This window comes from Gordonia hirsuta DSM 44140 = NBRC 16056 (genome assembly GCF_000333015.1).
In the GTDB taxonomy this organism is placed as follows: Bacteria; Actinomycetota; Actinomycetes; order Mycobacteriales; family Mycobacteriaceae; genus Gordonia; species Gordonia hirsuta.
The window spans coordinates 185,800-206,778 of sequence record NZ_BANT01000002.1 but is presented as its reverse complement, the minus strand read 5'-3'; the positions used below and the strand labels follow the sequence as shown (position 1 = coordinate 206,778).

Genomic DNA, 20,979 nt, shown 5'->3' with positions numbered 1-20,979 from the left:
GGACGGGCCCGCAGGTCCGTCACTTTCCAGAGACGCCGACAGCTGCCACGGTCCGGGTGCCTGAGAGTTTGATGGAGAGGTATTGCTCCTTCGGCGGCCGTGAACGGCTCTCTCCCGCAGCGCAGCGACGTGCGCCCAGTGTACCCACCCGTTCGGCTCGGCCCAAAGGGCCGTGTTCTTCGCGTGCCGGATCAGCCGGTGCGGCGCGTGCGATTCTTGCGGCGGGCCGCGAGTTCGTCTTCGGGCGCTTCTTCGGCGGTGCCGCCGTCGGCCCGCTCGGCCGGGAAATCGGCGATGGTGCCGGTGAGCTCTCGCATGGCGCCGGAGACGGCGATACCGAAGACGCCCTGACCGCCCTGCAGCAGGTCCACGACCTCTTCGGCGGAGGTGCATTCGTAGACGGTGGTGCCGTCGGAGAACAGCGTGATCCTGGCCAGATCCTCGACGCCGCGCTGGCGGAGGTGATCGACGGCCACCCGGATGTTCTGCAGGGAGATGCCGGTGTCGAGCAGGCGTTTGACGATCTTGAGGACCAGGATGTCCTTGAACGAGTACAGCCGCTGGCTGCCCGATCCGGCCGCACCGCGAATGGACGGGACCACCAGTGAGGTCCGCGCCCAGTAGTCCAGCTGGCGATAGGTGATGCCGGCGATCTGGCAGGCGCTGGGTACGCGGTAACCGACCAGTTCATCGGGCACCGTGTCGTTCGGGAACAGCCCGGGCGCCACCTCGTCGAGACCACCCTGGACCGGAGCGGTCACTCGCGCCTCGAGTGCGTCGTGCCCCTCGGGATGCAGATCAGTATGCTGATCGTCCACCGTGTCTCCCTCACCCAACGTCGGACCGGAATGGAGGTCCTTGTTCGAGGATACTCCGCCGAGTCGATTCTCATGTGTCGGCCGCGCGGCTTCCTCCGGCGGCGTCGACATTGAAACTAGGGTCTGAAGCCCCGGTAGACAACGCGACTCGCGGTAGACCTCAACCTAAAGTTCAGGTGTAGGGCAATGGTGATCGTGCAGTGACCTCACCGTGACCGAGATCGGCCGGAATCACCGGCCACGGCCCGCAGCCGGCACGTCGCGGCTCATCTCCGCACGTCGCGATCACACCGGCGCTGCGACGTGCTGGGATACGTCGCGACACGCCCAGCCCGACCCCGCGAAGACCGGTGACACGCCGAACAGACCCCGGGTCGGCTGTACTCGAATCCGGTCAGGAGCTTTCCGGGCCGAGGAAGTCTTCCGGAGACACGTGGTCGAGGAATTCGCGGAAGGCCTCCAGATCCTCTTCGCTCGGTTCCTCGCCGGATGTGCCCTCTTCGTCGGGCATCTCCAGACCCGCGTCGGCCAGCACCTCTTCACTGGCCACGATCTCGGCGCCGACGCGAATGGCGACGGCGATCGCATCGGAGGGCCGCGCCGAGACCACCGCACCGCCGCTGAAGACCATCTCGGCGTAGAAGGTGCCCTCCTGCATATCGACGATCCGCACCTGCGTGAGGTCCTGATCGAAGGCCGCACACAGGTTGACGATCAGATCGTGAGTCAACGGCCGCGGCGGCTCGATGCCGCGCTGCTGCAGCGCGATCGACGCCGCCTCGCTCTGCCCGATCCAGATCGCCAGGTACCGGGAACCCTGAGTCTCTTTGAGTAGCAGAACCGGCTGATTCTGCGGAGCCTCCACGCGAATGCCGACGACTCGCATCTCACCCATCGGATCAAGCTCCCCTCTGCGTGTGCGGTCGCTCTGCGGCCGGATCAGTCCAGCACGCCGCGAACCGCAGCCTTCACCAACTGAGTATGCAACGTGACCGACAACGCCGCCATCTCTCGGATGAGCTCCTCGGCGCGGTCACGCGCTCCGGTGCCCTTGCCCTTGGCGATCGGGTTGGCGATCTGGGCCACCAGGCCGGCTTCGCGATCGGCACTGACCTTGAAGGCCCGCAGGTGACGGGTCTCCAGGCCGAAGTTCGCCAGGGCCGCGGCCGCTTCGACCAGCCGCACCGCGTCCTCGTCGAAGAAGCCACCCGGGCCGGCGGCGAGCAGACTGTTGCGCATCAGTTCGGCGATGAACGCCGAATCGACGCCGGTCCGCTCGATGAGCGCTTCCCGCGACACCCGTCCGCCCCGCTCGGCGAAGTCGGTGGCCGGTGCCACAGCACTGCGGGCCGACGAGAGTAGGCGGGCGCCGGGCGTGTCGGCGGCTTGTGCGTCGATCGCGTCGAGCTGTTCGCGGATCACCTTGAGCGGCAGATAGCGGTCGCGCTGTGCGGTCAACACGAAGCGCAGCCGCTCGCAATCCGCGGTGGAGAAGCGGCGATACCCCGACGGCGCCCGTTCGGGCGTGACGAGGCCCTCACCCTCCAGGAAGCGGATCTTGGAGATGGTGACCTCGGGAAAGTCTTCGCGCAGGATCTCCAGGACGGCGCCGATCGACATGAACCGTTCGCCGGAATCGGAGGAGTCCGCGCGTGCGGCACTACCTGTCACGAGAGCGCGTGGTCCTATTCCCCGGCGCGCGGGCCGGACAGGAAGACCAGACGGAACTTGCCGATCTGCACCTCGTCACCGCTGGTGAGCACCGCATCGTCGACCGGCTCCCGGTTGACGTAGGTACCGTTGAGGCTGCCCACGTCGACCACCTTGAAATCGGTACCCGCCAGGCGGAACTCGGCGTGCCGTCGGCTGACCGTCACATCGTCGAGGAAGATGTCGCTGTCGGGGTGGCGGCCGGTCGAGGTGGTCGCCTGATCCAGCAGGAAACGCGAGCCGGCGTTCGGGCCGCGCTTGACCACCAGCAGGGCCGTGCCCGGCAGCAGACGCTCGACCCCGGTATCGGTCGGCTCGGCCGCCGTCGCGGGAGCGTCGATCTCCTTGATGAACTCCTCCCGGAAGACCGAGGTGGTCTCCACCGGGGCTTCAAAACCGTCGTCGTTACCGCTCACCACAACTCCTTCGCCGGCCCTCGGGCCGGGCCGTCAGCTCACCAATGACAAGCGAACACTTCTCACCGTTGAGCGCGTCCGCGGGGAAGTTCTCTTACCTAGAGAACCTACCGGTTCTTGTCGCCCACCGTCAGCACTCGCTGACGATCGGGCATGGAATGAATATTACTTGTTCGCGTTCTGCGCCGGATCAGTCGGCGATCACTGCCAGGTAGCCGTCGGCGTCCAGCAGCGCGGCCAGCAGGGCATCCAGATCGGCGTCGTCGGCGACGGTGATCTCCACCAGCCAGCCCTCACCGTAGGGGTCGCTGTTGACCAGTTCCGGCGCGTCGACGACGGCGTCGTTGGTCGCGGTCACGGTGCCGTCGAGCGGTCCGAAGATGTCCGAGACGCTCTTGTGGGATTCGACCTCGGCGAACGACTCCCCGACAGTCACCTCGGTGCCCGTCTCGGGGACCTGGACGAAGACGACATCGTTGAGGGCGTTCTGCGCGAAATCGGTGATGCCGACCCGGACCGTCGACGGCCCGACCTTGCGAAGCCACTCGTGCTCTTCGGTGTAGCGCAGTTCCGCGGGCAGGTTGGTCACGATGTCACCGTTTCTCTTCGCCGGGCCGGGGCCCGGTGGGTCGTCCAAAGGTTGCGCGCCGTACGGCGGCTTGCGTTCTAGAACTCTAGCGGTCGGCGCCGCCGGGCGTGCGCCGAACCCGGGGCAGTTCCCGGACCACCGCCACGGTCTGGATCCAGTACAGCACCAGCGACCAGACGTACAGGCCCACCCCCCACAGGAGGAAGGCCCAGCCGATGGGATAGCAGACGGCGCCGATCATGCCGTCGAGTTGTCCGGCCAGCAACCACGGGAAGGCGCTCATCAGCGCAAAGGTCGCCGCCTTCCCGATGTACAGGGTCGGTAGAGCGGTGATTCCCCGGCTCGACAGCAGCGGTGCGGTCGCGGTCAGCAGGACATCACGGCCGATGATCACCCCGATGATCCACCAGGGCACATACCCCTTGAGTCCGAAGCAGATCGGGATGATGATCACATACAGCCGGTCGGCGGCCGGATCGAGCAGCGCGCCGATCCGTGAGGACTGATTGAGCCAGCGGGCCAGTTTGCCGTCGAGCCAGTCGGAGACACCGGAGAAGAACAGCACCGCGAAGGCCCAGCCCGGGGAGTCGACGACCATCAGCAGCCAGATGAACACCGGAATCAGCGCCAGCCGCAGCAGGCTCAGCGCATTGGGCACCGTCCAGAAGCGGTCGGTCACCGTCAGCGCCTCCGGGGTGTCCGGCGATCCCGTCGGCGTGGCCTGGTCCGGAGCCCGGTTCCACGGCTCGTGCGGGATCTGGGTCACCGGAAGATGCCCACGATGCCCTGCAGCGCCTGCGAGCCTGCGGAGAACTGGTTCTCGTGGACCAGATAGGTCCAGGTCATCGTCGAACGGTGCAGGTCCGCGCCGTCCAGGTCCACGCCGTCGTTGGTGATCGTCGCGGTGGTGAAGGTCGTGCGCGAGGCCTCCAGTGCCTCCTGGACCAGCTGGGTGAACTCGGCGAAGATCAGCTTGTGGAACTCCTCCAGCGGACTCTGCGCACCCAGCGCCCGCAGGTGGATGCTGGCCTGCACATCGGCGACATAGGCCAGGTGATCGGCCCACGCCCGGTCCAGGTGATAGAGGACGATCTCGCGGGCGGCATCCTCGAGTACCGTCTCGTCGACGGTCTGGCTCAACTCCGCCCACCGCTCGGGTTCGAGCTCCTCGAGCTGGCGCGCGGCCTCATCGGTCTTGAGGATGTTCATCCGGCGCCGCACGATCGATTCGCGCTGCTCGTTGACCTGCTTGTTGAAGTTCCAGGTGTTCGAATGCAGCGTCAGCATGGCGGCTTCGGCGATGCGCTGGGCCTGTTCGATCGTCTCCACACCCTTGGCCCCGACCAAGCCGTCCGGGCTGATCGGGGTGATCTCGCGCAGGCTGGTGATGTTCTTGGTCACCAGCGGATCCTCCAGGCTGGAGAAGAACACCGAACGCCCCGGGTCGCCCTGGCGTCCGGCACGGCCGCGCAGCTGGTTGTCCAGCCGCTCGGTGTCGTACCGGCCGGTGCCCACCACGCACAACCCGCCCAGCTCCAGGACTTCCTCGCGGGCGGCCTCATCGCCGTCGGAGCCGCCGAGCCGGATATCGGTGCCGCGCCCGGCCATCTGGGTGGACACCGTCACCGCTCCCTTGCGGCCGGCCTCGGCGATGATCGCCGCCTCCTCGGCGTCGTTCTTGGCGTTGAGCACGACCGCGGTGACACCGGCGCGTTCGAGGAAATAGGCCAGCTCTTCGGACTGTGCGACATCGTGCGTACCGATCAGGATCGGCTGACCGGTTTCGTGGGTGGCGGCGACATACTCGACGACGGCCTCGACCTTATTGGCCTTGGTGTCGTACACGCGGTCGGGTTCGTCGTCGCGGATATCGGGGGCGTTGGACGGGATCTGGGAGACCTCGAGGCCGTAGAACTGCCGGAACTGTTCGCCGGCGGCGATCGCCGTACCGGTCATCCCGGCCACCGTCGGATACCGGCCGATCAGCGCCTGCACCGTGATCGTGTCGATCACCTCGCCGGCCTCGGTCAGCTCCAGCCCCTCCTTGAACTCCACCGCCGACTGCACACCGTCGGGCCAGCGCTGCAGCCGGGCCACCCGCCCGCGCGAGGCGTTGATCAGGTGCACCCCGCCGTCGCGCACGATGTAGTCGACATCGCGTTCGAGCAGGTAGTAGGCGTACAGGGCGACGTTCACGTGCACCAGGGTGCTGCCCACGTGCTCGTCGTCGTACAGGTTGATACCACCCAGGGTCGTCTCCACCAGCTGGGAGCCCTCATCGGTCAGGTGGACGTTACGGCCGTCGGCGTCGACCTCGTAGTGCTTCTTCTTGAGCCGGGAGACCACATCGAAGATGGCGCTGTTGGGGATGGCCGCCGGAGTGGCACCGGCCAGGATCAACGGCACCAGCGCCTCGTCGACCAGCACCGAATCGGCCTCATCGACGATCGCCACATCCGGGGTCGGGGCCACCAGCTCGTCGGCGGTCAGCGCCAGATGATCGCGCAGCACATCGAAGCCGATCTCGTTGACCGAGCCGTAGGTGACATCACAGGCGTAGGCGTCTTGACGCTCGGACCGGCTCGCCTTCTCCGACAGCGCTCCCACGCTGACCCCGAACAGGTCGTAGAGCGGCCGCATCCATTTCGCATCGCGACCGGCCAGGTAGTCGTTCACCGAGATCACGTGCACCGAGTGCCCGGACAGGGCGAAACCGATCGCGGCGATCGCTCCGGCCAGGGTCTTCCCCTCGCCGGTGGCCATCTCGACCACATCGCCCGAGAGCATCCGCAAGGCGCCCTGCAGCTGGACGTCGAACGGGGTCATCTCCAGCGCACGGGTACCGCCCTCCCGGGCCAGCGCCAGAAACCGGACCCGACCGTCTTCGGTGTCCATGTCCAGTTCACCGGCGGCCGAAGCGAACTCCCCGTCCGACAACCCCTGCGCCCACTCGTCGTGCCGGGCCGAGGCTTCGATCATCGCCACCGACTTCGACTGGTTCCGGGTCGCCTGCGCACCGAGCATGCGCCACATCGCATTCGAGAACTTACCCATCGGTGACTATCCCACTCCTCGCCGTCTCTTCCGCCGCTCGGCACCGGCACTTCCGGCGGCTGATCGTGATCTACCGTACGCCGGTAGTGTCCACTTGCTCGCAATCAACTCGACTACGGTGATACCCGTGAGCACTCATCGCAGGTTCCTCGGTCTCGGCGCCCTCGCTGTGCTGGCCGCAACCCTCACACTGACCGGCTGCAGCTCCGACGAATCGGTCGCCGATCCGGGACCGGCCGCGCTGACCGGAAAGACCTATCTGTCCACCTCGGTCACCGGAGAGCAGATTCCCGGCGGCGGCCCGCTGGAAGTGTCGTTCCCGCAGGCCGGCCGCATCGCGGCCACCGCCGGCTGCAACCGGCACATGGGCGAGGTCACCTTCGAGGGGTCGACCATGACCCCCGGTCAGCTGGCCGCCACGATGCTGGCCTGTCCCGGCCCCCAGGAGGGCGCCGACGCCTGGCTGTCGAATCTGCTGTCCGGCCCCCTGACCTGGTCGACCACCGGTGACCGGCTGACGCTCCACCGCGGCGGGCAGACCGTCGAACTGCAGCGTCGGCCCGATACCGCGCTGGTCGGCACCGACTGGACGGTGCAGTCGATCGTCCACGCCCAGGGGATCGAGTCCTCCCGGGTGATCGAGGACATCCGGCCCCGACTGACGTTGTCCGCGGACGGCACGGTCGCCGGTTTCGCCGGCTGCAACGACTTCCACGGCGATGCGGTGATCAACGGCGACAAGATCGAGTTCCGCGGCATCTCCGGCACCCGGAAGATGTGCGACGAGGAGATCACCCGCGTGGAGAAGAACGTCATGGACACTCTGCGCGGCACCGTCAGCTACACGATCGAGGGTAAGGCCCTCACCCTGACCAACGACGCCGATCCCACCACCGGTCTGCGTCTGACCGCCCCCTAGAGTCCTCGCGTCCGGGCGCGCCCGGACCATCACGACATTTGCCCGCAATCGAAAGGCGGACCATGCCCCGTTCCACCTCGTTCACCAAACCGCCCGTCGTCGTCACGGTCACCGGCGCCGCCGGCACCATCGGCTACGCGGCCCTGTTCCGCGTCGCCGCCGGCGCCATGCTCGGCCACGACCAGCCGGTGATCCTGCGTCTGCTGGAGCTGCCGGCGGCGATCGGCGCCGCCGAGGGCATCGCCATGGAGCTCGACGACTGCGCATTGCCGCAGCTGGTCGACGTCCAGATCTACGACGATCCGCGGGCGGCGTTCGACGGGGTGAACCATGCCCTGCTGATCGGCGCCAAACCGCGCACCAAGGGGATGGAACGCGCCGACCTGCTCTCGGCCAATGCCTCGATCTTCGCCGCCCAGGGCGCCGTCCTCAACGACGTCGCCGCCGACGACGTGCGCGTCACCGTGGTGGGCAACCCGGCCAACACCAACGCCGCCATCGCCGCTCGCAACGCCCCGGACATCCCGCCCAGCCGCTTCTCGGCACTGACCCGCCTGGACCACAACCGGGCCATCGCGCAGCTGTCGGCACGGGCCGGTGTACCGGTCACCGCCATCGACGGAGTCACCATCTGGGGCAACCATTCGGCCACCCAGTACCCCGACATCTTCCATGCCCGCGTCGGTGACCGGACCGGCGCCCAGCTCGCCGAGGATCGTACGTGGCTGGTCGACGACTTCATTCCGACCGTCGCTCAGCGCGGCTCGGCGATCATCGCCGCCCGCGGGGCCTCCTCGGCGGCCTCGGCGGCCAACGGCACCATCGACCATGTGCAGGACTGGGCGTTGGGCACCCCCGGCGACAGCTGGACCTCGGCGGCGATCGTCTCCCCCGGCGTGTACGGCGTGCCCGAAGGGCTGGTGTGTTCGTTCCCGGTGCGCTCCAACGGCACCGACTGGCAGATCGTCGAGGGACTGGAGATCAACGACTTCTCCCGGGCCCGCATCGACGCCTCGGTCGCCGAACTGCAGTCCGAGATCGCCGCAGTCGACGCCCTCGGCGACGCCTGACCCCCTCGGCCGATCGGTGACCGGTTCACTGGTCCGCCCCAGCACGTCTCTCCCAGAGCCGACAAGAAGAAGGATCTCTCATGGCCGATAAGAAGAAGTCCGCCAAAGCCAAGGACACCAAGGTGAAGAACCCGCTGGGCAAGAAGGCCTACGAGTCCGAGCTCTTCCGCCTGCAGACCGAACTGGTGGCGCTGCAGGAATGGGTGCGCTCGACCGGTGCCCGCGTCGTCGTGGTCTTCGAGGGCCGCGATGCGGCCGGCAAGGGCGGCGCCATCAAGAGGGTGACCCAGTATCTGAGCCCCCGCGTCGCGCGGGTAGCCGCGCTGCCGGCCCCGACCGACCGGGAGAAGGGACAGTGGTACTACCAGCGCTATGTCTCACATCTGCCAGCGCCCGGGGAGATCGTGCTGTTCGACCGCTCCTGGTACAACCGGGCCGGGGTTGAGAAGGTGATGGGGTTCTGCACCCCCGAGGAGCACACCCGGTTCCTGCGGCAGACACCGATCTTCGAGCAGATGCTGATCGACGACGGCATCCTGCTGCGCAAGTACTGGTTCTCGGTGTCCGACTCCGAACAGCTGCGCCGCTTCCGCGCCCGCCGCGACGATCCGGTGCGCCAGTGGAAACTCTCCCCGATGGACCTGGAGTCGATCTACCGGTGGGAGGACTACTCGCGCGCCAAGGACGAGATGATGGTGCACACCGACACCTCGGCCAGCCCGTGGTACGTCGTCGAATCCGACGACAAGAAGGCTGCCCGGCTGAACATGATCGCCCATCTGCTCTCGACGATCCCGTACACCAACGTGCCGCACCCGACGGTCAAGCTGCCCAAGCATCCGCTGTCGACGGGCAACTACCATCGACCGCCGCGGTCGCTGAGCAAGTTCGTGCCCGACCACGTCGCCAACCTGATCGGTGACACCGAAGGGTGAGCGCTGTCTCGTCGTTCCGCCGGAAGGCCCAGCGTGCCTTCGAGTTCCACGATCTGGTCTACCTCGTCGGGCCAGCGGGCTATCCCAACTACGGCGATGAGCTGATCACCGAGGCGTGGCTGCGGCACCTGGCCCGGCACCGTCCGCTGGCCACCGTCGTCGTCGACTGCGGCCGCCCCGGATCGGCGAGTCTGCTGCTGCGCCGCGCCAATCCGCGGGCGATCTTCGTCAACACCCTCTGGGAGTTGACGATGCATGCGCAGTCGCGCCCGGAGAACCCGGAGATCGACCCTGATCGGCCCTGGGAATGGGTGGCCAGAGCCGCGAGTCGTTTCGGGGTCGCTCCGGCCGAAGGCTCGGGTGTGGAGATGCTGCTGCGCGCCAAGACCATCCATCTGGTCGGCGGGGGCTACGTCAACCGGGTCTGGCCGCACCATGTGGCGCTGGTCGCCGCGATCGCCGAGGTCTCCCGGGTCACCGGGGCACGAGCGGTGGCCACCGGGCAGGGGCTGCTGCCTCCGCTGGAGGGTGCGGCGCTCGAACGCTTCCGCGACGACGCGGCCCAGTTCGACGTCTTCGACGTCCGGGATCGACCGTCGTACGACTTCCTGGACGGCATCGGCTCGCGGACACTGCACGGCGACGACGCGTGGTTGTCGCCGCGGCTGCGGCGGCCGGTCCCGCACCTGCCGACCGGTGAGGTGGTCATCTGCGCGCAGAGCGATCTGACCGAGGATTTCCGGCGCGACGGTGCGCAGGGACCGCAGGCGCTGGCCGATCTGCTGACCGAAACACTCGATGCCTGGGATGTGCCGGGCGAGAAGGTCACCGTGGTCGAGGCCATCCCGGGTCAGGACATGACGGTACCGGTCCTGATGGGCGACCGGATCGACGGCGCCCGTATGCTGCCGTTCCTGGACGTCTGGCGCGACGGTCTGCCGGTCGGGCGCGGAGCCACCTGGCTGTGCACCCGGTTCCATCCGCACCTGATGGCCGCCGCCGCGGGCGATTCGGGGGTGGCGATCGTGCCCAAACCGGATTATTACGGGACCAAACACGCCTCCCTCACCGATCTCGGCAGCCGCTGGACGATGCAGACCGGCGCCGATCCCGTCCCGGGCCGGCCCACCGCCGGCGGCTACTTCCCCGATGAGGTCGAGGCGGCCGTGGCGGTCAAGCGGGTGCTGGCCGACGACCTCTACCCGCGCGGGGTCCGGATCCGCTAGAGTTCAGCGCCGTATGTGGATCGGAACCTTAGAACTCGATTTCCTTCTCGGCGACGTGCACTCACTCAAACAGAAGCGCTCGGTGGTACGTCCGCTGATCGCCGACATCCGGCGGCGCTGTGATGTCTCGGTCGCCGAGACCGGACACCGCGACCTGCATCGTCGTACCGAACTCGGGGTGGCCGTGGTCAGTGCCGACCGGGAGCACGTCGTCGAGATCCTCGATATCGTCGAACGGCTGGCCGCCGCCAGACCCGAGGTGCAGTTGCTGTCGGCGCGCCCACGCTACTTCTCCTCCGAGGATCTGTAGCCCCGGACCTGCCAACCCGGTGACGGTCTCGCGGTCACCGGCCGCGGCGATACAGAACTGGTTTCCGTCCGGGTCAGTCAGGGTCACGCTGCGCGCCGGTCGCCCACCCCCGTGGCCGATTCGGGACCAGACCGGGAACCGGACTCCGGCGATGCCGAGCGCCCCGGAGGGCACCGTTCTCACCGGCCGAAGCCTGCATCGCGCAGAGCCTGGGCCATGGAGCCCCCGGCCGGAGTCGACGAACGACGATCCTGGCCACCCCGCCGGCCGCCGGCCTGACCGCCCTTGCCACCCTGACCGTCCTTGCCGCCGGGTCGACCGCGGCCCTGTCCGTCGGGACGGCCACGGCCCTGACGTTCGGCGCCGGGCTCGTCGTTCAACCGCAACGACAGACCGATGCGCTGGCGTTCGGCGTCGACGTCCATCACCTTGACCTTGACCACCTGACCCGAACGCACCACCTCGTGTGGATCGGAAACGAACTTGTCGCTCATCGCCGAGACGTGCACCAGCCCGTCCTGGTGCACGCCCACATCGACGAAGGCGCCGAAGGCCGCGACATTGGTGACCACTCCCTCGAGCACCATGCCGGGCCGCAGGTCGGCGACCTTCTCCACACCGCTGGCAAAAGTCGCCGTGGCGAACGCCGGTCGCGGATCGCGGCCCGGCTTCTCCAGTTCACTCAAGATGTCGGTGACGGTCGGCAGTCCGAAGCGCTCATCGGTGAACTCGGCCGGGCGCAGACGCCGCAGAGTCGCGGTGTCCCCGATCAGTTCGCCCAGGGCCAGCCCGGTCTTCTCCAGGATCTTGCGCACCACCGGGTATGCCTCGGGATGGACCCCCGAGGCATCCAGCGGATCGTCCCCATCGGCGATGCGCAGAAAGCCGGCGCACTGCTCGAACGCCTTGGGTCCCAGCCGCGGCACATCGAGCAACCCCTTGCGGCTGCGGAAGGCACCGACTCCGTCGCGGTGGGTGACGATCGCCTGGGCCAGGCCCGGGGTGACCCCCGAAACCCGCGACAACAACGGCGCCGAGGCGGTGTTCAGATCGACGCCGACCGCGTTGACCGCGTCCTCGACGACGGCATCGAGGCTCTTGGCCAGGATGCCCGGGGTGATGTCGTGCTGGTACTGACCCACGCCGATCGACTTGGGGTCGATCTTGACCAGTTCGGCCAGCGGGTCCTGCAGGCGGCGGGCGATCGACACCGCCCCGCGCAGGGAGACGTCCATCTCCGGTAGTTCCCGCGAGGCGTATTCGGAGGCCGAGTACACCGAGGCCCCGGCCTCGCTGACCACCGCCTTGGCGGGGGCGCGGCTGCCGGCCTTGCGCACGTCGGCGACCAATTCGCTGACCAGCGCATCGGTCTCCCGGGAGGCCGTGCCGTTGCCGATGGCCACCAGCTCGACATCGTACCGGGCGATCAGGGCGGCCAGTTCGGCCTTGGTCTGCGACCACTTGTTAGCCGGCTGGTGGGGGTAGACGGCACTGGTGTGGAGCACCTTGCCGGTGCCGTCGACCACCGCGACCTTGACTCCGGTGCGAAAGCCCGGATCCAGTCCGAGCGTCGGGCGGGTACCGGCGGGCGCAGCCAGCAGAAGATCCTTGAGATTGGTGGCGAAGACCGTGACGGCCTGCTGCTCGGCGCGGCTGCGCAGTTTCAGGCGCGCATCGATGGTCGCCGACAGCAGCAGTTTGGTCCGCCAGGCCCAGCGGGCCGTGGTGGCCAGCCACTCGGTCGCCGCGCCGCCGCCGGAACGGTCGATGCCCAAAGTGGCGGCGACCATGGCGATGTAGTCCTCGTCGGCGTCGGTCGCGCCGGGTGCGGCGTCTGCGCCGTCGAAGGTCAGCGCCAGCACACCCTCCTTCTCACCCCGCAGCACCGCCAGCACCCGATGGCTGGGCATCGTCTCCAGTGGTTCGCTGAACGCGAAGTAGTCCCGGAACTTCTGTCCCGCCGGCGTCGCGGCCGCCTCATCGGACTTGACCTGCGTGCGCAACGTACCGGCGGCCCAGAATTTTTCGCGCACCGCGCCGACCAGTTCGGAGTCCTCACCGGCCCGCTCGATCAGAATGTGCCGGGCACCCTCCAGCGCGGCCGCAGCGTCGGTCACCTCCTCGCTCAGATAGGCCTGCGCCGTCTCCTGCGGCACCCGCGACGGATCATCCAGGAGCGCTTGGGCCAGCGGCTCCAGGCCGGCCTCGCGGGCGATCTGCGCCTTGGTCCGCCGCTTCTTCTTGTACGGCAGGTAGATGTCTTCGACGCGAGCCTTGGTATCGGCCGCCAGCAGCGCAGCGCGCAATACCTCGGTCAGCTTGCCCTGCTCTTCGATGGCCGCGAGCACGGCCGTGCGGCGTTCGTCGAGTTCGCGCAGATAGGTCAGCTGTTCGTCGAGCCGGCGCAGCTGAGCATCGTCCAGACTGCCGGTGAGTTCTTTGCGGTAACGCGCGATGAACGGCACCGTCGCACCGTCGTCGAGCAACCGCACCGCCGCCGCCACCTGCGTCTCGGGCACCCCGAGATCGGCAGCCAGCCGGGTGTTCACCGACGGCAACGCCGGTGAGGTGCTCGCGGGCGTTCCGCTCGCCCCGGCGGGGACAGCGGAGGAAACAGGAGCCGCGGGGTCTGAAACGGCCGATTCGGAAGCAGGGCGATTGGAGGCAGCATGGTCGGATTCAGGCACGCGCGCCAGGTTACCGGGCACCGCCGACGGTTTACAGTGAGCCATGCCCGATTCCGTCGATCCCGACGAGCACGACGACGTCCCGGCGGCCGACGCGCCCGTCAAGGCTGTCGAAGCCGTCGAGGGTTCCGAGGTGAGCGCCGCCGAGGTCTCGCGCCGCGCGGTCATCGGCGGCGCGATCGCGCGGTCCCTGGAAGTGACCGGACGCGGCCTGCGCCTGTTGGTGTTCGCGATCGCGTCGGTGGCCGCACTGATCGGCCTGGTTGCGATGGTCGCGGGTGTGCTGGCCTGGCGGCATGCCGAGCACTGGCGGCTGCCCGTCGGGGTGATCGTCGTGGTGCTGCTCTGCCTGCCGGCGGTGGCGCTGCCGTTTCTGGTTCACCGCAGGCTGGCACCGATCACCCGCGCCATCGAACATCCCGAACACCTGGCCCGCCAAGCCGTCGACTACGTCGGCGACGTCCGCTCGGGCACCGAGCTGAAAGATCTGGCGGGATTGGCCACCGGCGGCCGGACCTCTTTCTGGCGGCTGGGCAGCCTGTGGCAGGCCACCCGGCTGATCACCGCCCTGACCGCACGGGTCACCCCCGACGCCCAGCGGCAGCCGCTGCTGGCGGCCTTCATGCCGGTGTCCTTGCGGACGCTGTGGCTGGCGCTGATCGTGACGCTGTGGGCGCTGGCAGTGGCCGTGGTGGTGCTGGGCGGTTCGCTGATCGCGGTGCTGGCCGGGTGGACCCCGACGGGCTGATCAGCGCTCGGTGGCCGGTAGCGGCCCGGTGTCGACCGGTTCCTCGATCACCGGCGGCTCGATGCCTCCCGGCGGCGGCAGGGCGTCGTCGGCCGCTGCTCTTCTGCGCGCCAGCACGATCACCGCGCCGATGGTAGCCACCTGAAGCAGCCCGCCTGCGACCAACGGCGCCCGCGGCCCGAACAGCTCGGCCAGCCAGCCCAGCAGCGGCGCTCCGACCGGAGTGCCGCCCATCAGAACCGTCATGTACAGGGCCATCACCCGCCCCCGCAGCTGCGGGTCGACGCTGGTCTGGATGTACATATTGGTCGCGGTCAGGGTCAACAGCACCGACAGCCCGATCACCGGCAGGCTCACCGCGAACCACACGTAGTTCGGGGACAGCCCCGATAGGGCGATCAGGGCACCGACGAACAGCGCCGAACCGACCACGAACCGCAGCCGGGGCGCCTGCCCGCGCCGGGCGGCCAGCAATGCGCCTAACAGCGAGCCGACCCCCATGATCGAGCCGAGCAGGCCGTAGGCCTGTGCGCCGAGCTCGAACTGGTTGCGCACCATCAGCGCCGTCGTCATCTGAAAGTTCATGCCGAAGGTACCCAGCGCGAAGGCCACCCCCAACGCGGTCATCAGGTCGGCGCGCGCGTAGACGTACCGGAATCCGTCGCGCAGCTGTCCTTTGGCGCGTGCCAGCGGCTCGGTCCGGCACAGGCTGCTTCCGTCCAGTGCCAGCAGTGCGAGCAGAAACGCCAGATAGCTGACCGCATTGGTCAAGATCGCCCAGCCCGCACCGGCCGTGGCCATGATCAGTCCCGCAACACCCGGTCCGATCAGGCGGGCGGCGTTGAACGATGAGCTGTTCAGCCCGATCGCATTGGTCAGATAGCGGGGTCCGACCACTTCGGAGACGAAGGCCTGCCGCGCCGGCGCATCCAGCGCGGTCCCGATACCGAAGACGAAGGCGAAGACATAGACGTGCCAGGTGCGCGCGATGCCGGTGACCGCCAGGGCGCCCAGGGCCAGCGCCGACAATGCCATCCAGCTCTGGGTGAACATCAGCAGCCGGCGTTTGTCGAACCGGTCGGCCAGCAGTCCGCCGATCGGTCCGAGCACCAGCGCCGGCAGGAACTGCAGCGCGGTGGTGACGCCGACCGCCATCGCGCTGCCACCGGACAGCTGCAGCACCAGCCAGTCCTGGGCGACTCGCTGAATCCACGTGCCGATGTTGGAGACCAGCGCGCCGCTGACGTACTTGCGGAAGTTCGGTACCGCAAGCGCCGCGAACATCTGGCTCCGGGGAGACTTCACCTGCGCGGTGCTCAGCTCCGCTTCACAACCGAGGACTTGAGTTTGAGCCTGCCCAGCCCGGGCACCTTGGCGTCGATGTCGTGGCCGTCACCGCGGTCGGCGATCAGCCGGATTCCCGGCACTTTGGTCCCGGCCTTGACCGTGCCTCCCCCGCCGCCGGCGATCTTGACACTTTTGACCAGCACCACAGAGTCGCCGTCGGTCAGAACATTGCCGACCGCATCGCGCACCTCCGGTTCATCGGTCTGCTCCCCGGCCGAGGCCGGAGTCTCCTCGACGGCCCACTCGTGGCCGCACATCGAACAGGTCAGCAGCGGGCCGGATTCGTAGGTGTATTCGCTGGCGCACCGCGGGCACGGCGGCAGAGCGAAATCATCGTCGGACATGCCCACGAGTCTAATGACCGCCCGCGCGGCAGGCAGCGTGCTCGACGCGGGGCCGGCCCGCCGGATCGATCAGCACCGCCTCACCGCACAGGACTCAGCGCAGCGGCGGCGGTGGATCGCCGTCACCGAACGGCCGTCCGCCCAGCTTGTCGCGTCCATGCGGCTCATTCCAATTCGCCAGGTCCGGCCCCTTGGGCACGATGCCCGACGGGTTGATATCGCGATGCACCTGGTAGTAGTGCCGCTTGATGTGGTCGAAATTGGTGCAGTCGCCGAATCCGGGCGTCTGGAACAGGTCCCGGGCATAGGCCCACAGCACCGGCATCTCCGAGAGCTTCTGCCGATTGCACTTGAAGTGGCCGTGGTACACCGGGTCGAAGCGAGCCAGCGTGGTGAACAGCCGGATATCGGCCTCGGTGATGGTGTCGCCGACCAGGTACCGCTGGTCTGCCAGCCGCTCGGAGAGCCAGTCGAGCCGGCTGAACAACTGATCGTAGGCGGCGTCGTAGGATTCCTGGGAGCCGGCGAAGCCGCACCGGTAGACGCCGTTGTTGACGTCGCGGTACACCAGCGCGTTGACCTCGTCGATCTCCTCGCGCAGGTCCGCCGGATACAGGATCGGTGCGCCCGGCCGGTGATAGTCGACCCATTCGGTCTCGAAGTCCAGGGTGATCTGCGGGAAATCGTTGGTCACCACCGCGCCGCTGCGTTCGTCGACGATCGCCGGAACCGTGATCCCCTTTTCGTAGCCGGGGATCCGGGCGAAGTAGGCGTCCTGCAGGCGCGGAATCTGCAGGACCGGATCGACGCCGCCGGGGTCCAGGTCGAAGGTCCACGAGCGCTTATCGTGCGTGGGACCGCAGACCCCCATCGAAATCACCCGGTCGAGCCCCAGCAGACGGCGGACGATGATGGTCCGGTTCGCCCAGGGACAGGCGTACGACACGACCAGCCGATACCGCCCCGGTTCCACCGGATACCCGTCCAGACCGTCGCGAGTGATGCGGGTCTCGATGTAGTTGGTATCTCGCTGGTAGGGCTGATCGGCCAGGACGTAGCTGCCCTGCGCGCTGGCGTCGTTGTTCTCCGGCATGGTTCCACCATGCCGCATGGGTCCGCTATTCGGTGGGCGGTGGTGGAATCTGATCCTCGGCGGCCACCTCCGCGATGGCCTCGACCACACCCTGTTCGACGTCGGCGATCGCCTCGGCCTCGTCTTCGACGGTGCCCTCCAGCGCCCGGGACAGTTCCTGGGCGACGTCGATGTACCGTGCCCGGCGCACCTCCGGCTTGTCGATCTCCTCGGCGACGGTCTTGGCGATCACCCGGCGGATCTCGGCGTCGACCTGGGCGAGGTTGCGGATGATCTCCCCGCGCATGTTCCGGGAGTTGACGTCGACGAAGACGTCCCGGGGCGCCGGCGGGTCCACCTCGATCCGCAATTCCAGCGGTTTGGCGCAGCGCACCGTCAGCGGCAGCGTGATCAGACCGGCGACGTCGTAGTGGATGCGGTCGAGTTTCAGGTCGATCAGCAGCCCGATCGCCAGCGGCAGTTCGACGGTGAACGTGATCAGCTCGCCCACGGTCCGGGCGATCTGCGGTTCGGCGATCCGCACGTCGGCGACCACCTTCACCACACCGCCCGGCCCGGCGGGCAGCGGGCCGACCTGGAACTCTTCGCCGGCGATCGCGGAGAACGCGGCCGCGATGCGGCTTTCGGTCACCGCGACTTCGAAGAAGTTGCGGCCGAATTCTTCGTACGACACATACTCAGGCACCGATACATCCTGACTCATAGACGGGGTTTGCGGAAACAACGCTGATCACTGGGCTCCGATCAGCGCCGGCTGCGAACCGACGCGTCGGCCACTCGCGGAGGACAGGGCAGCCCGGGCACGGTCAGCCGTTCGAAATGCCACCACTCGTTGTCGAAGGGCCGGCACAGCCCGTACCGGGCACCATGACGTTGCAGCCATGCGGCCCCGGCACGCGGTCCCACATCGATGGCCTCACCGGTCTCATGGGTCGACTCCCCCGGCGGCAGCACCCAGCGGCGAGCCACCGCCGGGTCCCCGTAGGTCGCCAGACCCTGACGCCACAACGCCGCCTGCTGTGCCCGGCTGCGTTTGCCCGATGTGATGTGCATCGGCACTCCCGACGCCCGCGCCTCCGTGGACGCCAGCGTGTAGGCGATCGCCAGATCCCACCGCAGTCCTGCGGTTCCCGGGGCGGTCAGCGCCGCGGCACTCCCCTGCTGGCCGGCGACCGGCGGCGGGGCGGCGCCGGCCTGCGGGGCAGCGACCAGCGCCAGCACCATCATCGACACCGCGGCGATGGCGAGAACGAGTATCTTCACAGTTCCTCCGGACACCCGACCGACCACATCAGAGGTCCTATTCTGCCAGCGCGAGCACGGCGCCGTAATGTGTTGCCCGTGCCCGTCCTCCTCGAACTCGATGCCGTCGACTTCGTCCGCAACGGCCGTGACATCCTGTCCGACGTCTCGTTCACGGTCCGCTCCGGGGAGCACTGGGCGCTGATCGGGCCCAACGGCGCCGGCAAGAGCACCATCCTGGGAATCTGTGGAGCCACCGCGCATCCCACGCGCGGCGCAGCCCGGATCCTCGGCGAACAGCTGGGCCGGGTCGATATCCGGGAACTGCGCCATTCCATCGGGCACGTCAATCCTCGGCAGCGGATCGGCTCGCCGCTGTCGGTGCACCAGGTGGTCCTCACCGGCGCGACCGGCAGCAACGATCTGGTTCCCCGGTGGACACCTGAGCCGGCGGTCACCGCACGCGCCGAGGAATTGATCTCGGCACTGGGGCTGAGCCCCATTCGCGATGCCCTGTGGCCCAACCTGTCCCAGGGCGAGCGCGGCCGGACGCTGATCGCCCGCGCCCTGCTCCCGGGCCCCGAGCTGCTGCTGCTCGACGAGCCGACGACCGGTCTGGATGTGGCGGCCCGCGAACGCTTTCTGCACACCCTCGACGAGTTGCACCGGACACACCCGGAATTGGCGACCGTTCTGGTGACCCACCATCTGGAGGAGTTGCCGGTGAGCACCACCCACGCCATGTTGATCGCCGACGGCCGGCTCCTGGCCGTCGGAGCCGCCGGCGATGTACTGACCACCGAGAACGTCAGCCGCTGCTTCGACTACCCGATTGCGATCAGCCACCGCGACGGACGCTGGGCCGCCCGGGCTCAGCCCTGAGGGCGAAGATCGTCCAGGCCTAGACTGCAGTCGTGGACTCTCCGGAGACGGCACCGGCCCGGGCCGAATCAATGAGCAGCATCGCACGCCTCGACGAACTGATCATCGGCTGCTACGCCTGCCCCCGGCTGGTCGCCTGGCGTGAGGAGGTCGCCGAGGTCAAGCGCGCCTCGTTCGCCGACCAGACCTACTGGGGCCGGCCCGTACCCGGATTCGGGCCGGCCGATGCCTCGCTGATGATCGTCGGTCTGGCACCGGCCGCACACGGAGCCAATCGCACCGGCCGGATGTTCACCGGCGATCGCAGCGGAGACTTCCTGTTCGAGGCCATGTACCGGGTCGGCCTGGCCAGTCAGCCGCACGCCTGGGCGATCGACGACGGATTGACACTGATCGGTACCCGAATCTCCTCGCCCGTGCGCTGTGCTCCACCGGAGAACAAACCCACCCCGCAGGAACGACGGAACTGCTCGCCCTACCTGGCTCGCGAACTGGAACTGATGGGCTCCACCCTGCGTTCGATCGTGGTCCTGGGCGCCTTCGGGTGGCAAGCGCTGTTCACCGTGCTGGCCGAGGGGGGCTGGACCGTACCGCGACCGCGCCCGAAGTTCGGACACGGCGTCGAGGTGCGGGTGGAACACCACGATGGGCGGGCGTTGACGGTGCTCGGCAGTTTCCACGTCAGCCAACACAACACCTTCACCGGCCGACTGACCCCTGGAATGCTGGAACAGGTACTGCAGCGCGCAAAGGAGATCGCCGATGGCCCAGACTCCCCGGGTACAGATACGCCGGATCTACGATGACCCGGAGGACTCCGACGGGGCCCGCATCCTGGTCGACCGGCTGTGGCCGCGCGGGATCAGCAAGGACCGCGCGCAGCTGACCGACTGGTGCAAGGAGGTTGCTCCGTCGACGGATCTGCGTAAGTGGTACAGCCATGATCCGGCTAGGTTCGACGAATTCGCCGACCGCTATCGCACCGAGTTGACCAGCGACGACGAGCAGAAGGCGGCGCTGCAGAAGCTGAAGTCGTTCGTCGCCGAGGGGCCCGTGACGCTGTTGACGGCCACCAAGGAACCAAAGATCAGCGAGGCGGAGGTTCTGCTCCGGATGCTGACCGGTCACTGACCGCAAGACCGGCGCCCCGCAGGGCCACTCCGGCCAGGATCAGCCCGAAGACCAGCAGCGGGCGCAGAGCCACCGGACCGCTCCACGGGTCGGCCAGCCAGTCGGCGAGATAGATCACGACCGCACCCAGCAGCGTTGCGACCGTCGCCGTGCTCGCGGCTCTGAAGCATCGGGGCAATCCGTATCGCACGATCGTGCTGACCACCGTGATCACCAGGCCCACCGCTGCCAGCGTGGCGACGAGGTGGTAGTCGGTGAAGCCGTGGTCGGGCGCCGCAGCGAGTTGTGCGTAGCGGGCCGGTCCGGTCGGCCCGATCGCGCCGATGTTCACCGCGACACCGACGACGAAGAGCCACCACCCGGCCTGAGCGCAGCGCCGGGCCCAGACCTGCGCCGACCGTGCTGACGATGCCGGCGGTGCTAACGGTGTACGCATGGTCGGTGACTCTATCGGTAAC

The 20,979-nt window shown here is 68.1% G+C and carries 23 protein-coding genes and 1 riboswitch; of the genes, 9 read left to right on the top strand and 14 right to left on the bottom strand.

Features of this window, described 5'->3' with window-relative positions; genetic code table 11:
* Positions 1-38: 38 nt before the first annotated feature.
* Positions 39-127, bottom strand: a riboswitch (glycine riboswitch).
* Between the two features lie 64 nt (positions 128-191).
* The 7 genes from GOHSU_RS01130 to secA2 form a co-directional block, all read right to left on the bottom strand.
* Positions 192-797, bottom strand: coding sequence for a MerR family transcriptional regulator (locus GOHSU_RS01130; protein ID WP_051139502.1), 606 nt, complete (start codon positions 795-797; stop codon positions 192-194).
* Between the two features lie 415 nt (positions 798-1,212).
* Positions 1,213-1,713, bottom strand: coding sequence for a bifunctional nuclease family protein (locus tag GOHSU_RS01125; protein WP_005935450.1), 501 nt, complete (start codon positions 1,711-1,713; stop codon positions 1,213-1,215).
* A gap of 44 nt (positions 1,714-1,757) precedes the next feature.
* Complete coding sequence (gene ftsR, locus GOHSU_RS01120) at positions 1,758-2,438, bottom strand: transcriptional regulator FtsR (RefSeq protein WP_024332686.1); 681 nt, start codon at positions 2,436-2,438, stop codon at positions 1,758-1,760.
* A gap of 65 nt (positions 2,439-2,503) precedes the next feature.
* The gene (garA, locus tag GOHSU_RS01115; protein WP_005935443.1) at positions 2,504-2,947 is read right to left on the bottom strand and encodes a glycogen accumulation regulator GarA; all 444 of its coding nucleotides are present in this window, start codon (positions 2,945-2,947) and stop codon (positions 2,504-2,506) included.
* Between the two features lie 187 nt (positions 2,948-3,134).
* A complete protein-coding gene (gene gcvH / locus GOHSU_RS01110; RefSeq protein WP_005935440.1) occupies positions 3,135-3,533 on the bottom strand; it encodes a glycine cleavage system protein GcvH in 399 nt (132 codons plus the stop codon).
* Positions 3,534-3,618: 85 nt separating this feature from the next.
* A complete protein-coding gene (locus GOHSU_RS01105) occupies positions 3,619-4,218 on the bottom strand; it encodes a CDP-alcohol phosphatidyltransferase family protein (RefSeq protein WP_029759893.1) in 600 nt (199 codons plus the stop codon).
* Between the two features lie 77 nt (positions 4,219-4,295).
* Positions 4,296-6,587 carry an accessory Sec system translocase SecA2 gene (gene secA2 / locus GOHSU_RS01100; RefSeq protein ID WP_005935433.1) on the bottom strand — a complete coding sequence of 764 codons (2,292 nt, stop codon included), beginning with the start codon at positions 6,585-6,587 and terminating at the stop codon, positions 4,296-4,298.
* 127 nt (positions 6,588-6,714) lie between these two features.
* Between secA2 and GOHSU_RS16685 the strand changes: the two genes are divergently transcribed.
* From GOHSU_RS16685 to GOHSU_RS01075, 5 genes are all read left to right on the top strand, one after another.
* Positions 6,715-7,506: an META domain-containing protein gene (locus GOHSU_RS16685; RefSeq protein ID WP_005935429.1), complete on the top strand. Its 792-nt coding sequence runs from the start codon at positions 6,715-6,717 to the stop codon at positions 7,504-7,506.
* 62 nt (positions 7,507-7,568) lie between these two features.
* Positions 7,569-8,576 (top strand): malate dehydrogenase, encoded by a 1,008-nt coding sequence (locus tag GOHSU_RS01090; protein WP_005935427.1) that lies wholly within the window; start codon positions 7,569-7,571, stop codon positions 8,574-8,576.
* A gap of 80 nt (positions 8,577-8,656) precedes the next feature.
* The gene (gene ppk2 / locus GOHSU_RS01085; RefSeq protein ID WP_005935424.1) at positions 8,657-9,511 is read left to right on the top strand and encodes a polyphosphate kinase 2; all 855 of its coding nucleotides are present in this window, start codon (positions 8,657-8,659) and stop codon (positions 9,509-9,511) included.
* Positions 9,508-10,737 (top strand): polysaccharide pyruvyl transferase family protein, encoded by a 1,230-nt coding sequence (locus tag GOHSU_RS01080; protein WP_005935421.1) that lies wholly within the window; start codon positions 9,508-9,510, stop codon positions 10,735-10,737. The genes ppk2 and GOHSU_RS01080 overlap by 4 nt, the downstream gene beginning before the upstream one ends.
* A 13-nt stretch (positions 10,738-10,750) precedes the next feature.
* Positions 10,751-11,047, top strand: a complete 297-nt coding sequence (locus GOHSU_RS01075) for a DUF503 domain-containing protein (RefSeq protein WP_005935418.1) — start codon at positions 10,751-10,753, stop codon at positions 11,045-11,047.
* Positions 11,048-11,226: 179 nt separating this feature from the next.
* Here the strand turns inward: GOHSU_RS01075 and GOHSU_RS01070 are convergent, their stop codons facing one another.
* Positions 11,227-13,596 carry a Tex family protein gene (locus GOHSU_RS01070; protein WP_005935415.1) on the bottom strand — a complete coding sequence of 790 codons (2,370 nt, stop codon included), beginning with the start codon at positions 13,594-13,596 and terminating at the stop codon, positions 11,227-11,229.
* Between the two features lie 181 nt (positions 13,597-13,777).
* On the opposite strand from GOHSU_RS01070, the gene GOHSU_RS01065 reads away from it, so the two are divergent.
* The gene (locus GOHSU_RS01065) at positions 13,778-14,482 is read left to right on the top strand and encodes a hypothetical protein (RefSeq protein WP_005935412.1); all 705 of its coding nucleotides are present in this window, start codon (positions 13,778-13,780) and stop codon (positions 14,480-14,482) included.
* Here GOHSU_RS01065 and GOHSU_RS01060 read toward each other — a convergent pair whose 3' ends face one another.
* The 5 genes from GOHSU_RS01060 to GOHSU_RS01040 form a co-directional block, all read right to left on the bottom strand.
* Positions 14,483-15,766, bottom strand: a complete 1,284-nt coding sequence (locus tag GOHSU_RS01060) for an MFS transporter (protein ID WP_024332684.1) — start codon at positions 15,764-15,766, stop codon at positions 14,483-14,485. It lies immediately after the preceding gene.
* A gap of 32 nt (positions 15,767-15,798) precedes the next feature.
* A complete protein-coding gene (locus GOHSU_RS01055; protein WP_024332683.1) occupies positions 15,799-16,173 on the bottom strand; it encodes a zinc ribbon domain-containing protein YjdM in 375 nt (124 codons plus the stop codon).
* Positions 16,174-16,267: 94 nt separating this feature from the next.
* Complete coding sequence (locus GOHSU_RS01050) at positions 16,268-17,266, bottom strand: glutathione S-transferase family protein (RefSeq protein WP_005935402.1); 999 nt, start codon at positions 17,264-17,266, stop codon at positions 16,268-16,270.
* A 25-nt stretch (positions 17,267-17,291) separates the two neighbouring features.
* The gene (locus GOHSU_RS01045) at positions 17,292-17,951 is read right to left on the bottom strand and encodes a hypothetical protein (protein WP_005935399.1); all 660 of its coding nucleotides are present in this window, start codon (positions 17,949-17,951) and stop codon (positions 17,292-17,294) included.
* Between the two features lie 59 nt (positions 17,952-18,010).
* Entirely contained in the window at positions 18,011-18,493 is a 483-nt protein-coding gene (locus GOHSU_RS01040; RefSeq protein ID WP_051139501.1) for a M15 family metallopeptidase, read from the bottom strand.
* A gap of 114 nt (positions 18,494-18,607) precedes the next feature.
* Between GOHSU_RS01040 and GOHSU_RS01035 the strand changes: the two genes are divergently transcribed.
* The 3 genes from GOHSU_RS01035 to GOHSU_RS01025 all read left to right on the top strand — a co-directional run bounded on the left by GOHSU_RS01035 (position 18,608) and on the right by GOHSU_RS01025 (position 20,521).
* The gene (locus tag GOHSU_RS01035) at positions 18,608-19,390 is read left to right on the top strand and encodes an ABC transporter ATP-binding protein (protein ID WP_005935393.1); all 783 of its coding nucleotides are present in this window, start codon (positions 18,608-18,610) and stop codon (positions 19,388-19,390) included.
* Between the two features lie 71 nt (positions 19,391-19,461).
* The gene (locus tag GOHSU_RS01030; protein ID WP_081597677.1) at positions 19,462-20,196 is read left to right on the top strand and encodes a uracil-DNA glycosylase; all 735 of its coding nucleotides are present in this window, start codon (positions 19,462-19,464) and stop codon (positions 20,194-20,196) included.
* Entirely contained in the window at positions 20,153-20,521 is a 369-nt protein-coding gene (locus GOHSU_RS01025; RefSeq protein ID WP_005935387.1) for a DUF488 domain-containing protein, read from the top strand. Before GOHSU_RS01030 ends, GOHSU_RS01025 begins: the two co-directional genes overlap by 44 nt.
* On the opposite strand, the gene GOHSU_RS01020 is transcribed toward GOHSU_RS01025, so the two are convergent.
* Entirely contained in the window at positions 20,478-20,957 is a 480-nt protein-coding gene (locus GOHSU_RS01020; protein WP_155820847.1) for a hypothetical protein, read from the bottom strand. The genes GOHSU_RS01025 and GOHSU_RS01020 overlap by 44 nt on opposite strands.
* Between the last annotated feature and the right edge of the window lie 22 nt (positions 20,958-20,979).

Excerpts from the sequence above, each read along its gene's own strand:
- GOHSU_RS01040 (WP_051139501.1), bottom strand. The coding sequence starts at position 18,493 with ATGATGGTGCTGGCGCTGGTCGCTGCCCCGCAGGCCGGCGCCGCCCCG.
- GOHSU_RS01060 (WP_024332684.1), bottom strand. The coding sequence starts at position 15,766 with ATGTTCGCGGCGCTTGCGGTACCGAACTTCCGCAAGTACGTCAGCGGC.
- ppk2 (WP_005935424.1), top strand. The coding sequence starts at position 8,657 with ATGGCCGATAAGAAGAAGTCCGCCAAAGCCAAGGACACCAAGGTGAAG.
- GOHSU_RS01050 (WP_005935402.1), bottom strand. The coding sequence starts at position 17,266 with ATGCCGGAGAACAACGACGCCAGCGCGCAGGGCAGCTACGTCCTGGCC.
- GOHSU_RS01090 (WP_005935427.1), top strand. The coding sequence starts at position 7,569 with ATGCCCCGTTCCACCTCGTTCACCAAACCGCCCGTCGTCGTCACGGTC.
- secA2 (WP_005935433.1), bottom strand. The coding sequence starts at position 6,587 with ATGGGTAAGTTCTCGAATGCGATGTGGCGCATGCTCGGTGCGCAGGCG.
- ftsR (WP_024332686.1), bottom strand. The coding sequence starts at position 2,438 with ATGTCGATCGGCGCCGTCCTGGAGATCCTGCGCGAAGACTTTCCCGAG.
- GOHSU_RS01065 (WP_005935412.1), top strand. The coding sequence starts at position 13,778 with ATGCCCGATTCCGTCGATCCCGACGAGCACGACGACGTCCCGGCGGCC.
- GOHSU_RS01030 (WP_081597677.1), top strand. The coding sequence starts at position 19,462 with ATGAGCAGCATCGCACGCCTCGACGAACTGATCATCGGCTGCTACGCC.
- GOHSU_RS01075 (WP_005935418.1), top strand. The coding sequence starts at position 10,751 with ATGTGGATCGGAACCTTAGAACTCGATTTCCTTCTCGGCGACGTGCAC.
- GOHSU_RS01025 (WP_005935387.1), top strand. The coding sequence starts at position 20,153 with ATGGCCCAGACTCCCCGGGTACAGATACGCCGGATCTACGATGACCCG.
- GOHSU_RS01055 (WP_024332683.1), bottom strand. The coding sequence starts at position 16,173 with ATGTCCGACGATGATTTCGCTCTGCCGCCGTGCCCGCGGTGCGCCAGC.
- GOHSU_RS01020 (WP_155820847.1), bottom strand. The coding sequence starts at position 20,957 with ATGCGTACACCGTTAGCACCGCCGGCATCGTCAGCACGGTCGGCGCAG.
- GOHSU_RS01125 (WP_005935450.1), bottom strand. The coding sequence starts at position 1,713 with ATGGGTGAGATGCGAGTCGTCGGCATTCGCGTGGAGGCTCCGCAGAAT.